This is a genomic window from Micromonospora sp. NPDC003816, from assembly GCF_042874705.1.
Taxonomy (GTDB): domain Bacteria; phylum Actinomycetota; class Actinomycetes; order Mycobacteriales; family Micromonosporaceae; genus Micromonospora.
In genome coordinates this window covers 442,029-455,331 of record NZ_JBIANP010000001.1, presented here as the reverse complement: position 1 = coordinate 455,331, position 13,303 = coordinate 442,029, and the positions used below count along the sequence as shown (strand labels likewise).

Annotated in this window: 11 protein-coding genes; 3 read left to right on the top strand and 8 right to left on the bottom strand. The window is 70.9% G+C overall.

The features are described from left to right. The 3 genes from ACFYTT_RS01895 to ACFYTT_RS01885 form a co-directional block, all read right to left on the bottom strand. On the bottom strand, positions 1 to 1,977 hold the full coding sequence (locus ACFYTT_RS01895; protein WP_254876817.1) for a GAF domain-containing sensor histidine kinase: 1,977 nt from the start codon (positions 1,975 to 1,977) through the stop codon (positions 1 to 3). 55 nt (positions 1,978 to 2,032) lie between these two features. Further along, entirely contained in the window at positions 2,033 to 2,518 is a 486-nt protein-coding gene (locus ACFYTT_RS01890; protein ID WP_176093635.1) for a hypothetical protein, read from the bottom strand. Between the two features lie 169 nt (positions 2,519 to 2,687). After that, positions 2,688 to 5,783, bottom strand: a complete 3,096-nt coding sequence (locus ACFYTT_RS01885; protein ID WP_387257162.1) for a hypothetical protein — start codon at positions 5,781 to 5,783, stop codon at positions 2,688 to 2,690. A gap of 413 nt (positions 5,784 to 6,196) precedes the next feature. Between ACFYTT_RS01885 and ACFYTT_RS01880 the strand changes: the two genes are divergently transcribed. Next, positions 6,197 to 7,420: a serine hydrolase domain-containing protein gene (locus ACFYTT_RS01880; RefSeq protein ID WP_254877052.1), complete on the top strand. Its 1,224-nt coding sequence runs from the start codon at positions 6,197 to 6,199 to the stop codon at positions 7,418 to 7,420. An 86-nt stretch (positions 7,421 to 7,506) separates the two neighbouring features. Next, positions 7,507 to 7,683, top strand: coding sequence for a hypothetical protein (locus ACFYTT_RS01875; protein WP_161595041.1), 177 nt, complete (start codon positions 7,507 to 7,509; stop codon positions 7,681 to 7,683). A gap of 58 nt (positions 7,684 to 7,741) precedes the next feature. Here the strand turns inward: ACFYTT_RS01875 and ACFYTT_RS01870 are convergent, their stop codons facing one another. The 5 genes from ACFYTT_RS01870 to ACFYTT_RS01850 all read right to left on the bottom strand — a co-directional run bounded on the left by ACFYTT_RS01870 (position 7,742) and on the right by ACFYTT_RS01850 (position 11,682). Further along, the gene (locus tag ACFYTT_RS01870; protein ID WP_176093632.1) at positions 7,742 to 8,308 is read right to left on the bottom strand and encodes a DUF2087 domain-containing protein; all 567 of its coding nucleotides are present in this window, start codon (positions 8,306 to 8,308) and stop codon (positions 7,742 to 7,744) included. A gap of 77 nt (positions 8,309 to 8,385) precedes the next feature. Beyond that, positions 8,386 to 9,177, bottom strand: a complete 792-nt coding sequence (locus tag ACFYTT_RS01865) for a class II glutamine amidotransferase (protein WP_387257160.1) — start codon at positions 9,175 to 9,177, stop codon at positions 8,386 to 8,388. Between the two features lie 29 nt (positions 9,178 to 9,206). Further along, a complete protein-coding gene (locus tag ACFYTT_RS01860) occupies positions 9,207 to 10,001 on the bottom strand; it encodes an amino acid ABC transporter permease (RefSeq protein WP_387257156.1) in 795 nt (264 codons plus the stop codon). Beyond that, positions 9,998 to 10,678, bottom strand: coding sequence for an amino acid ABC transporter permease (locus tag ACFYTT_RS01855; protein ID WP_217705994.1), 681 nt, complete (start codon positions 10,676 to 10,678; stop codon positions 9,998 to 10,000). Before ACFYTT_RS01855 ends, ACFYTT_RS01860 begins: the two co-directional genes overlap by 4 nt. A gap of 11 nt (positions 10,679 to 10,689) precedes the next feature. Further along, on the bottom strand, positions 10,690 to 11,682 hold the full coding sequence (locus tag ACFYTT_RS01850) for a glutamate ABC transporter substrate-binding protein (RefSeq protein WP_387257153.1): 993 nt from the start codon (positions 11,680 to 11,682) through the stop codon (positions 10,690 to 10,692). Between the two features lie 225 nt (positions 11,683 to 11,907). On the opposite strand from ACFYTT_RS01850, the gene ACFYTT_RS01845 reads away from it, so the two are divergent. Beyond that, positions 11,908 to 12,888: a LysR family transcriptional regulator gene (locus ACFYTT_RS01845; RefSeq protein ID WP_387257150.1), complete on the top strand. Its 981-nt coding sequence runs from the start codon at positions 11,908 to 11,910 to the stop codon at positions 12,886 to 12,888. The last annotated feature ends 415 nt before the right edge of the window (positions 12,889 to 13,303 follow it).

The window sequence follows — 13,303 nt, the reverse complement described above, 5'->3', positions numbered from 1 at the left end:
TCAGCCGGGTCCGTCCACCGGAACGGGGGCCGACGCGACCGGCTGGAACGGCAGGCGTACCCGTACCAGGGTGCCCTGCGGTGCGCGGTCCACCAGGTCGCACTCGCCGCCCAGTTCGGCGGCGCGTTCGCGCATGGAGTCCAGACCGACGCCGCCCGGGCGTCGGGCGCGGACACCGACACCGTCGTCGCCCACCTCGACGACCAGGGCGCGACCCCGGCGTACCACCACGTCGCAGGTGGTGGCCTGGGCGTGCCGGGCCACGTTGGCCAGTGCCTCACCGACGATGCGGTACGCCGCCACCTCCACGGCGGCGGGCAACCGGTCCAGTTCGTCCTCCACCCGCAGGCGCACCGACAGGCCGGGGCCGTCGAAACGCTGGCACTCCGCCCGTAGGGCCGATTCCAGCCCACGGTCCAGGGCGGGTGGGCGTAACTGGTCGACCAGTTGGCGTACCTCGGCGGTGCAGGTCCGGAGGTCCTCGGCGAGCCCGTCGAGGATGCCGACCAGTCGCTGCCGGTCGGTGGCGAGCTTGCGGGCGGCCCGTACCTGCATGGACATGCCGGCGAAGGTGGGACCGAGCCCGTCGTGCAGGTCGCGACGCAGCCGGCGGCGCTCCTCCTCCCGTGCGGTGACCAGTCGCTCGCGAGAGGCCCGCAGGTCCCGGATCAGGCGCGCGGTCGCCGCCGCCACCGAGGCGTGCAGGGCGACGTCGCTGAGCAGGCGTCGCTCGACGGAGGTGAAGCGGGTCCCGGGGGTACGGTGTGCCACCACCAGCGAGCCGACGCGCTCGCCGTGGGTGACCATGTCGAACCGTTCCACCGAACCGGTGGGCCGGCCGTGTTCGGCGTGCACCTTCTGGGGCCGATCCGGGTCGTGGTCGGCGGTCAGCTCGACCGCGACGTAGGGCACCTGGAGGGAGCCGGCGACGGTCCGGGTGAGCAGCGGCAGCACGGCCTGCGGCTCGACGGTCCTCTCCAGCAGGTCCCCGAGGCGGGCCAGGACCGCGTACGGCTCGTCGCGCTCCCCGTAGAGCAGGCGGTTGACGCCGCGCTGCACCCGGTGCCGCAACGGTTCGAAGGTCACCGCGATCAGCCCGGTGGTCACCAGCGAGGCGTTCGAGGTGTCGCCGCGCAGCACCAGGTCGCGCAGCAGGCTCACGGTGGAGACGAAGGCCACGATCAGCAGCAGGCTCATCACCAGCCAGACCAGCGTGCGGTTGATCACCTGTTCCAGGCCGTAGAGCCGGTAGCGCAGCACGGCGAGGGTCATCGCCCCGGGAATGGCGATCACCATGAGCACCCAGGCGCCGGAGAGGTTGAGCGCGTCGAGCACCAGTCCGAGCAGGAACAACACCGCGGCGGCGAGCAGGCAGGCCAACTGCTGGCGGGTCTCGCCGGTGGCACGCCGCCAGCGACCGGCCAGCGCGACCAGCACCGCCAGCAGCGCCAGCACCTCGACGCCGATCGCCAGCAGCGCGATCTGCACCAGCGTACGGGCCTGGGCGGTGGCGGCCGGCTCAGCCGAGAGCAGTAGCCGGCGGGGGTCGCTGAGCGCGGCAACCGCCAACGCCACGGTGGCCACGACGGTGGTGACGACGATCAGGTACGCGACCAGACGCCACCGCCGTCCCGGCAGCCGGCCGTCGGGGAAGACCAGCAGGGCGAGGATGACCAGTCCGTACGGCGGCCACCAGAGCCACTGCCCCACCCAGGCGACCGGAGTTATCCCGGACCAGCTCAGCGACAGGGCGGCGACGGCGGCGGTGAGGCCGGCCGCGGTCATCAGCCGCCCGACCGGATGGCCCGGCACACCGGCGAGCACCAGCGTGCCGAGCGCGGTGAACGCGGCGGCCATGCTGGCGGTCACCGCGACCGGGCCCTGGGCGGCGGCGTCCCGGCTCCACAGGTGGCCGATGACCACGAGCAGCGCGACGGCCGTCCCCGCCACCGCCAGGGCCCGACGGCGGACGGTCACTGGTGGCGGGGTCGGCGACAAAGGAGCCTCCGGGACGGGTCGGAAAGGGGTCGGGTCAGCGAGCCCAGCCCGCCGCGTGCATGGCATTGTGCAGCAGGTTGCCCCGATGGCCGTGTGAGTGCCACGGCAACGCGTCGACGACGTCGGTGAAGTTCGGAGCGTCGCAGTCGGGCAGGTCGGAGAGCACCTCCTCGACGTCGATCCGGTGGTCGCCGAGCACCTGCGGGCGTTCCCGGACGAACTGCTCGACGTGCGCCAGCACCGCCTTGAAGCGTTCGCGCAGGACCTCCGGCGCGGCCGGGCGGTGCGAGGGGTGCAGTTCCACCAGCTGCCAGTCCTGCGAGAAGGCCGGGATCAACTGCCGGCCGGTCGGGTCGAAGAACTCCACCGGGCCGTCGAGCTTGTCGTAGTGCCTCTGCTCGTCGAGCAGTTCGGCGAGGTTGCGGTAGACGTGGCAGAAGGTGTCGTCGCCGGCCACCAGCACGATGCGCGGGTCGGTGTCGGCGGAGGCACGGTCCGGTTCACGAGTGGGCAGGGTCATGGTGGTCTCCTCAGGATCACGCGAAGCGTAGACACGCGCGGGGTCCACGGTGGCACCGTCGCGGGTGTCGCGTTCGTCGGCGAAGGTCCGACCTGCCCATCGTCACCCGGTGGGTGTCCCGCCGACCCGGGGCGGATGTCCCGGGTCGGCGGGATCGTGGCCCGTCCGGTCAGCCCAACCGGATCGCCCGACTGGCCGCACGGGTCATGTCGGCCGTCGCGGTGACGTCCGGCAGCCCTTCGACGTGCGCCTTGGCCTTCACCCGCCCGGACCAGTGGGCGTACCGGGCGGCGAGCTGGTTGGCCCGCAGCTCGGCGGCGCCGAACAGGCAGGCGCTGAGCGGGTCACGGGGTGCGCCGCTCGTGGCCTGCGGGCAGCCGGCACCGTACTGGCCCTGGTTGGCCAGGGGGTTGAACCCGGACTGGTCGCCGCCGCACGGGTCCCAGCCGTCGTGCTGCGTGCAGCCGGCGTAGTTCGCCAGCGCCTGCGCCATCGCGTTGTGCAGGTGCCGGTTGGCGGACTGGTCGGCGTCGCTGCGGGGCCGGGCCCAGTCGGCCGGCAGGCCGTGGCTGCCGAAGAGCAGCCCGCGCAGGCCGTCGTCGGACTCCAGGGCAGTGCCCCAACCCAGCTCGGTGTACGCCTGGAGCAGCCGCAGCGCGTCGGAGACCTTCTTGCCCTGCTGCCACAGCGCCTTCGCCGAGTCCCAGGTGCCGGGGTCCGGCGCGGCGGTGCCGGAGCCGGCCAGCATCACCCGGTAGAAGTACTTCTGCCGGCCGGCGAGCATGCTGGCGGCCTTGGCCCGGGCGGTCGCCGTCTGGGCGTCCACCGCCGGGATCGCGGCGGACTCGAAGGCCGTCCGATAGGTGGTGTTCCACCGCTCGTCGAGGAACTTGCGCTCGTCGTAGCAGTAGCCGTCGGGAATCTCGGAGCGGACGCTCCAGGAACAGTAGACGCCGATCGGGAAGACCCGGGTGGCACTACGGACCTGCTGCCAGTCCCCGCCGGCCCACTTCACCCGGGACCGCACGGTGATCTGCAGGTCCCCGCTGGTGGTGTGGAAGCGGGGTCCCTCGTTCTCCACCACGTTGACGAACTGCGCCTCGTAGCAGCTCGTGAAGGAGGGCCGGTGGGCCGGCGGCAGGCCGTGGGCGGCCAACTGGAACGGGTTCGGCAGGGTGTTGTGCCGCAGGGTCGCCGGGACGGCGCGGTTGCCGAGAGTCCCGGTGCAGGGGCCGATCGAACCGGTCTCGCCGATCCGGTTCCCGGCGGCGATCTGCTGGTCCGGGCTGCCCCACATGTCGTACTCGGGGATCGCGTCGCTGCCGTTCCAGAGCACCGCGCGGCGGACGTTGTCGACCTGGTCCCGCCAGCCGTTCATGGCGGTGCGGTAGTCGTCGACCAGCGCGGTGAACAGAGCGTTGGTGGATCCGTCGTCGGTCGGCTTGCTGAACTGCCGGACCCGCTCGTTGATCTCGTCACCGGCCAGCGCCACCGCCTCGGCCCGCCCGGTGTCGATGCGCCTGGCGTACTGCGGGTTCTGCAGTTGCAGGATGTTGTAGGTGCGGGCGGCGGTCTTCCAGGCGGCGGCGTTGGCCACCGGTCCGGTGGTCCAGGCGCCGCCGACCCGCTGACCGGCCCACTGGGTCAGGTAGTTGATCGAGCCCTCGGGCAGGAAGAGGTCGAGCTGCGAGACCGGATCGGCGGTGCTCGTCCCGGCAGGGACGGTGAAGGTGCCCTCGGCGGCGGCGCGCAGCGTGGCGAACTCGAACGTCGGCGACTCGGCCTTCGGGAAGTACGTGTTGATGTAGTCCGGGATCGGTTCCCCGGTGATCTCCTTGTGGTGCACGTAGGTGGTGATGACCGTGTTCAGCGGGTCACGGGCGATGTTCTGCAACGCCACGTGGGTGGCGAGGGCCATCGCGTCGACCTTGCGTTCGATGGTCTGCAACTGGGTGGCGATCCGGCCGAGGTTGGCGTGGACCTGGTCCAGCGACCGGGTCAGCGCGTCGAGCTGGGCGACCAGGTTGGCGTACATCTCGCCGAGCGCCGCCTCGATCCGGTCGAAGCGCCGGTCCATGCCCTGGGCCAGGCGGTTGATCTGGTCCCGGAGCTTGCCGATCTCGGCCTGCACGGCGGCGTTCGGGTCGCCGCCGCCGGCGAACAGACCGATCAGGCTCACCGCCGCGCCGAGCAGGTTACCGGTGAGCACCGCGGTGCCCATGGCGACGGCGGCGGTGCTCAGCCCCTGGCCGAGCACGGTGGTCATGTAGGTGTTGATGGCGGTGACCGAGGTGACGATCGCCTTGCCGATGGTCTCCAGTTGCTTGCCGAACTTCTTGTCGTGGAAACCCATCACGGTGGAGAGCACGCTGACCGTGGAGCCGAGCCCCTCGAAGATCGTCTTGTTCTCGGCGGTCTTGCGCTTCTCCTCGTCGATGACCGCCGCGGTCGGCTTCGGGTCGCCGTTGAGCGGGTAGGTCGCCGCCCTGGCCACCACCTCGTCGGCCCGGGCGCGTCCGCCCGCGTCCAGCACGGCCAGCGCCGCGTAGGCACGGTCCTGCACCAGCGCGCGGAAGGCGGCCGGGTCGTCGCGCTCGTCCCGGATGGCGGTCAGCGGCACGTAGTGGCCGAGCGTGCCGGCGTTGCCGTCCGGACGCGGTTCGTGGATGCGGGTGGCCAGCAACGTGTCCACCGGGGTGCGGACCGCCGTCTTGGTGCGGCCGGTGAACGCGGCGTCCCACCCGACGGTCAGCGGGTCGTCCACCTTCGCCCGTCGGTGCAGCTCCATCCAGGTCTCGCGGACGACGTCGCGGGACTTCGCGTTCCACGCGGCGTCCTGGTAGCCGCCCCGGACCAGGTTCAGCATGTCCGGTACGACGTTGGCGCCCTCGGCGCCGACGGTGCTGTCCAGGAAGGTCCGCACCGTCGGGCCGGTGAGCACCGCGCCGCTGCTCGGGGTCTCCCCCAGCCGCGCGAGCAGGGCCATCGCCAGGGCGAAGCGGGACCGCTCCTCCCCGCTGCCGTCGGGCGCCACCGTGGCGACGGCCGCGCGGGTGCCGTTGGCGTGTGCCGCCACCTGGGCGGCGTCGGCGTTCGGGTTCGCCGTACGCCAGTCCAGCAGTTCGGCGGTGAGCAGGGCGTCGGTGAGCCCGGCGGCACCGTTGTCGTGGAGCTGCACCACGGCAGCGAAGAGCGCACCGTGCACGGTGTGCTCGTCGAACGGCACCTGCTCGACCGCCCGCGCCGGAGTCTGGTGCATGGTCACGGTCAGCACCGCCGCGATCCCGACGGCACACCACCGTCCGAGGGTGCCCCGGCGGCCCGTGGGCCTGCCGTGTCGGCCGGGCGGTCTGCCCGACCCCTTCGCCGCTGTCGTCACCACGTGTTCCTCCCAAGACCGGGACCGGACGGGCCGGGCCGCATCGAACCTGACCGTTCCGAGGCTGGTGGGCGGGACGTCCCGGAGGACAGGGACGACCGCCCGCCGTCCAGGGACATCCGTACCGGCGGGGTGCCGGGTCATGCGCGAGACCTGCGGCGGTGGTGCTGCGGTAGGCCGCTGGTCGAATGCGGCTCACTCCGCAGTGGGAGTCGAATCTCGCGCCTGAGCACGATGCACTCCGACCAGGACACATCGATGCTATTTCCATGTCTCGTACTCTTCGGACACTCAAGGTGGTGGCCACCAGCCTCACGCTGGTCGCCACGATCGCTGTCGTACCCGCCTCCGCCGTGGCGCAGCCCGGCGCGTCCGCCGGAAAGCTGGACCGCACCGGGCTGCGCGCCGCGCTCGCGGCGGTGCCCGAGGCCGGTGTGCCCGGCGCGCTGGCCGCCGTGCGCGACGGCCGACACGACTGGCAGGGCGCCGCCGGCCAGGCGTTCCTGACCAAGCCACGACCGATGCAGCCGCAGATGCGTCACCGCATCGGCAGCATCACCAAGACGTTCGTCGCCACCACCGTGCTCCAGCTCGTCGACGAGGGCCGACTGGGTCTGGACGACCCGATCGGGCAGCGGCTGCCCGACGTCGTACCGGGCGAGACCGGCGCCCAGGTCACCGTCCGGATGCTGCTGAACCACACCAGCGGCATCGGCAACTACACCAACGCGATGATCGACTCGTACGCGGCGATCAACCGGATGCAGGTCACCACGTACGCTCCGGCCGAGCTGGTCGCCATGGGTCTGGCCATGCCGCCGACCAATGCCCCGGGCGCGGGATTCAGCTACTCGAACACCAACTACGTCCTGGCCGGAATGCTGATCGAAGCGGTCACCGGCAGCAGTACGGCGACCGAGGTGCAGCGGCGGATCCTCCGACCGCTGAAGCTGACCGGCACGTCCTTCCCGGGCACCGATCCGACGATCCGCGGTCCGCACGGTGGCGCCTACTTCGCCCCCTTCGGCGCTCGCGACGTGAGCGAGTTCAACATGAGCTGGGCCGGCGCGGCAGGTGAGATGATCTCCACCACGGCGGACCTGAACACCTTCTTCCGGGCGCTGCTCCGTGGTGATCTGCTCCGTCCGGCCACCCTCGACCAGATGCTCACCCGAGTGCCGATGGTGCCGGGAGTGCCGGAGGCCGGTGGCTACGGTCTGGGCATCTATTCGCTCTCCACCCCGTGCGGCGAGGTCTGGGGTCACGACGGCGCGGTCATCGGTCACCTGACGTACTCACTGCACAGCCGGGACGGTGTGCGCCAGGCGTCCTCCGGGATCAACCTCAGCCACTACCAGATCGGGCTGCCCGACGCGCATCCGGTCGACATCGCCTGGCAGACGTTCGTGCTCACCGCGATCTGCCCGACCGGCGGCGTGAGCAGCCGTTCGGCGCAGGCGGTGCCGCAACTGCCCAGCGTGACCCGGATGCCGGGTACCGACGCGGTGGTGGCGGTGCCCTGACCCGTCCGGACATCGACGGTTCACGGGTGATCCGATGATCGCCCGTGATCCGGTTTGGTCCGTCGGCGATCGGGAAGATCTTCTGTATGTCTATCTGGAGCAGGTTCACCCAGCGGCGTAGGCGGAAGATCGAAGAGCAGCGCGACGCGGCCGTGGCCAGGGCCATGGCCCGTGGGGCGACCCCGGAGGAGTCGGCGGCCGCCGGAGACCGCGCGGCGCGCGGTGACACCGCCGCGACCGTGTTCCGCATCTCCAACATCTGATCCGCACCGTGCGGCCGGGACAGCACCGTCCCGGCCGCACGTCTGTGTCCTTGCTTGATCAGGCGGACGACTCGCGCGCGGGTAGCGTGCGCGACGTGCCGTAGGTGGTGCCGGCGCGGTCGCGTTCCAGCCAGCCGGCGTCGACCAGCATCCGCCGGGCACCGGCCACGTCGTCGGTGACGGCGGAGAGTCGCCGGTTGATCTCGTCCTCGTCGCACGGGCCGTCGAGGTCGAGGAAGCGGACCAGCATCTCGGCCAGTAGTTCCCACCGCCGCGACAGGGGCGGCGGAAAGGCGGTCAGCCGGCCGTGCGAGAAGACGCTCCGCAGCTCCGGATAGACCACGAGCAGACGGCTGATCGGCTGCTGACGGTCCAGGTCGGCGGCGGTCTCCCGCAGGGCGTCGAGCCGGGCCCGGTAGACGCCGGTGCCGGTGACCACGCCGATCGCGTGGAGCCGGGCGAGCGCCGCTCCGGCCTTCGGTACGGGGATGTCCAGCGCCTGGGCCAACTGGGTGGCCGTGAGCCCGTCGTCGCCCCGGCGGGCGAGTTCGGCCAACGCCTGGAGGCGCTCGGGAGTGGCGAGCGCGGTGAGGATCTCCGCGGCGTGCGCGGCTTCGGCGGACATCCGATCATTCTGCCAGCGCCCTCACCTCGACCCGGACGGCGCGGAACGGGAAGGCCACCGTGGCACCGGGCGCGTGCTCATCGGACGCCGCTCTCCACGGCCGCGACCGGGGGCAGCTCGGGCCGCGTCAGGTGTCGGGAGACCCGCAGATCGGAGCGGCGGACCTCGAGCACGTGCCGTTGGTCCAGTTGGTGCCAGGGCGGGGTGGGTTGGTCCCAGCCCGTCGAGGCGACCACCACGCGATCGGGTTCGACGAGGTAGTTGAGGGGGAAGAACCCGGGGCCACGACGCCGGCTGACAGCGGAGTCCGGATCGTGGTCCGCGTAGGCGAACAACGACTGTTCGGTCAGCAGCAGGCAGTTGAGGCCGCTGTACCGGGTGGCGTGACGCCGTACCTCGGCGGCGGCCGAACTGAGCGCGGTCACCGGGTCGGTGCGGCGCAGGAACTGCCTGACCAGGAGGAAGAACCGTTCGCTGTCGGTGGTACCGGCCACCGCTTCACGCATCTCCGGTTCGAGCAGATCGTCGACGGCGTCGGCCGGGGAGAAGTCACCGTTGTGGGCGAAGGCGACCGTCGCGGACCGGAACGGGTGGGTGTTGGCCAGGACGAGCGGTGACCCGGGATTGGCCAGCCTGATGTGCAGCAGGGCGGCATCGGTGGTGATCCGGCTCAGCGCGGAGGTGAATCCCTCGCTGGTACGGGCCGACGTCGGCTCCTTGTCGACGCGGAGTTCACCGTCGTGCCAGTGGGCCACGCCCCAGCCGTCGCCGTGTTCGGCCGACAGTTCGGTGAATCCGGGCAGTTCGGTGGCGAGCAGCTCGGTCAGGCGACCGGCGGACGCGCCGACCACACCCAACAGACGGCACATGTGCATACTCCCGGGGTCAGGGTGGACGGTCAGCCACGCTGCTGCAGCACCGTGGCGAGCCACGACAGCAATGCGTTGACCGCGACGAACATGAGGGTCATCACGAGGTAGGTCTGGATGAGGGCGTGGGTGTACTCGCCGAGCACCCGGCCCGCGTGGAGCAGTTCGAGGAAACTCACCACGTAGCCGAGCGTGCTCTCCTTGAGCAGGCGGATGAACTGCGTCACCAGCGCCGGGGCGACGCGCCGCAGGGCCTGCGGGAGCACCACCAGCCGCATGGTGGCCGATGGGCTCAAGCCCACGCAGAGTCCGGCCTCGGTCTGTCCCCTGTCGACGGAGAGGATGCCGGCGCGGAAGATCTCGGCGAGGGCGGCCACGTTCGAGACCACGATCGGTACGACCAGTTGCCAGAAGATCGGTAGCCGTAGCCCGAAGCGAGGCGCCAGGATCAGGAAGGCGAACAGCAGCAGCAGGATCGGCACCGCGCGGAACAGTTCCACGTACGCCACCGCCGGCCACCGGATGACCCGTCGCCGGGACAGCCGGCCGAGCGCGACCAGGAATCCCAGCGGCGCGGCGATCACGGCGCTGACCCCGGCGGCCAGGAGGGTGGCCGCGAGGCCCCGGAGCAGGAAGGCCATCACGGGCCACTGCCCGAAGATCGTCCATTTGGCGGGGTCGAGCTGGCCGTGGGCGTGGAACTCGGTGATCGCAAGCCAGAACAGACCGACCAGGAGGACGGCGGTGCCGATGGTCGCCAGCCGGATCCATCGCCGGCCCCGGGGACCCGGCTGGTCGAACAGGGCCTGCTCGGACACGCTCATCGTCCGATCGCCACCTTCTTCTCCAGCAGCCCGGTGACGAAGCCGATGCTCAGGGTCAGGATGAGGTAGAGCGCCGTGCTGACCAGGAAGGTCGGGCCGGCGTCGGCGAACTCCAGGTTGATCAGGTCGGTCTCGCCGGTCAGCTCGGTGACACCGACCGCCGCGGCGAGGGAACTGCTCAGGGCGATGGCGATGAAGATGTTCCCCAGCGGCTGGACCATCGAGCGGAAGGCGCGCGGAAGGATGACGTGACGCAGACTGCGTGCCGTGGTCATGCCCAGGGCCCGGGCCGCTTCCGCCTCACCGGGCGGCACGGTCCGGATGCCGGACCGGATCGTCTCGGCGACCAGCGCGGCCCCGTACATCGCCATCGCGGTGGTGACCGTCCAGAACAGGTCGTACAGGATCCCGATCTCGGGCAGCCCGAACACGAACAGCACCAGCAGGACCAGCAGCGGCGTGTTGCGCATGAACTGCACGTAGATCGCGGCGCAGAGCCTCAGCAACGGCACCGGCACGATCCGCATGATCGCCAGCAGGGTGCCCAGGACCATCGCGCCCGCGAACGAGGCCGCCGTGAGCTCGACGGTGACCAGGAGGCCGGCTCCCAGCCGGCCGAGGTGGCTGAGCACGCCGTCGACCAGCGGGATCCCAGCCACCTCCGACACGTACGGCACGGGGACTACGCTCAGCTTCCGGCCACGGAGCCGAGGACCGGCGGGGTCGGCGGTTCGCCCTCGATCGCGGTGCCCAGGGTCAGTTTCCAGATCCGGTCCCACAGCCCGGCTTCGACGATCTTGGTCAGCCAGCCGTTGACGAACGTCTTGAACTCCGCGTCACCGGGAGGCAGACCGATCCCGTAGGGGTCCTCGGTGAACGGTTGGCCGACGACCTTGACCTCCGGGTCGCGTTGCGCGTTGCCGAGCAGGATGGCCTGGTCGAGCACGTACGCCTCCGCCCGGCCCTGGCGAAGCGCCTGGACGCACTGGTCGTTGGTCTCCAGCAGGAGCAGCTTCGCGTCCGGCACCACCTGCTTGAGGGTGTTGACCGCCGTGGAGTTGGCCTGGGTCACGACCGTCCGGCCGGCCAGGTCCGACGGCGTCGTGATGCCGGTCTCCGACTTCTTCACCAGGATCGAGGTGCCGGAGTTGAAGTACGGCCCGGCAAAGTTGATCTTCTCGGCCCGGGCCGGGGTGATGGTATAGGTGGCCAGCACCGCGTCGACGGTGCCGTTCTCCAGCAGTAGTTCCCGGGTCTGCGCCGTCACCTGGACCAGTTCGACCGACGGCGTCCCGGTGATGTACTTGGCCAGGAGTTGAGCCAGGTAGGCGTCGAAGCCGGTCACCTTGCCGGTGGTCGGGTCCTTCAGCGAGAACAGGGCGGCGGTGGCGGTGCCCCCGACGCGCAGGGTGCCCGCCTGCTTGATGGTGGCCGCCCGGCCACCGGCCGACAGGTCGGCCGGGTCGGCGACGGGAGCGTCGGCCAGGATCTTCTCGATCGACTCGCCGCCCGCTCCCCCGTCGGCGGCGGCGGTGCCGGGCGGCGCCGGCAGGGGGGCGGAGCTGCACCCTGCGGTCACGCCGAGGGCGGTGGTCAGTGCCACGGCGGTGGCCAGGACGGCTGCCCGTCGACCGGCGAGCCGGCGTCGGCCGCGAACGGCCAGGACGGTCGATGGTTCCACTGTGTCTCTCCTGAGGGTGTGTCCGGGGACTACTCGGGGGTGGGTGAACGCCGGCCGCTCGTGGTCGGCCGTGGGCAGGACGGCGCCGACGACGGATATCTGGGGGCACCGTCCGATAGCGGGGGTCAGCCGAATTCGGTTGCGGACAAAGCATCGGGCCGACGCCGCCGAACGTCCAATCAAAACGTCACCGAGCATTCATAAGTGATCCTTATGATTCCACTCGTGTTGGACACGCATCAGTTGCTGATCCTGGCCGAAGTGGCGCGGTACGGCTCGTACACCGCCGCCGCCAAGGCACTCGGTTATTCCCAGCCGGCCATCAGTTATCAGATGCGGCTGCTCGAACGGGCCACCCGGGCATCCCTGGTGATGCGGGCGGGACGAGGAATCGTGTTGACCGAGACCGGCCGCCGGCTGGCCGACCACGCCGAGATCGTGCTGACCGCCCTCGCCGCCGCCGAGGCCGAGATCAGGGCGATGAGCGAGCAGCGGGCCGACACCGTCCGGCTGGGGGCGTTCCGGAGCAGCTGCGCCACCCTGGTCCCCTCGCTGCTGGACCGGCTCGCCCGGAGCACGCCTGACGACGGCGGGGAGCCCGCACCGCAGCTCGTCGTGCAGCAGGTCGAACCGCCCGAGGCCGCCCAGCTCCTGCGGTCCGGCAAGATCGAGATCGGCCTGCTGTGCGACTGGACCAACGAGGCCACCGCCGACGCGGAGCGCGGCCTTCGCCGCGTGTCCCTGATGACCGATCGCCGGTGCGTCGTGGTGCCGGCCGACCACCGGCTGGCCCGGGAGACGTCCGACGGTGACGAGGTCGACTTCGCCGACCTCGCCGACGAGCCGTGGGTCATGGAGACCGTGCGGGAGCGCTTCCTCGCCGCCTGCGCGGAGGCGCGTTTCACGCCCCGCCTGGTGGCCACCGCGGACGACCACGTCACGATCCAGAACCTCGTGACCAGCGGCGTCGGCATCACCCTCATGAACGAGCTGGCCATCTCGGCCCACCTCGACAGTCGGCTGCGCGTGCGACCGCTGGCCAACTGGCCGCACCGTCGGATCTACGCACTGGCCTCGCCGGAGGCCCTGCGCGAGGCACCGGTGGCGCACACGGTGCGCGAGTTGCGCGCGGCCGCCCGCACGATCCGGGGCCGCCTGCGGGCGACCTCGGTCGGCGCGGACCGTCCCGGACTACAGGCAGCGTAGCGCCGGGCGCTTCTGACCAGGCAGAACACACCCGAAACTCCCACTTAGCCTATAGGTTAACGGGTGCTTCGGATCACACTTGCCACCATCGCACCGTCGCCGGATCTAGCCTGTTCGCATGAGTGCAAGCAGGTGTCCCATTCGGCGCTACTTCGTCGAATTCCGCCGGATGTGCAGCACCGTCTGAGTTCGACGGCACAGCCGTATACGGGCATTTGAAACTGCCGTCCGCGGCATCGACATCGCGGCGCGCTCCTCTTTCGGCAGCGAATCCTGCATTTGTCGTGCGCGGACGAATCATTCCTCGATCGCCTCGCTGTGCCGGGCCGAACGGTCGAGCCGTCCGGCGGTGAATCGTCGCGCCGACCGCCGGATCAGAAAGGGGACCAGCGGTTGACTTCGCCACAGGACGGTT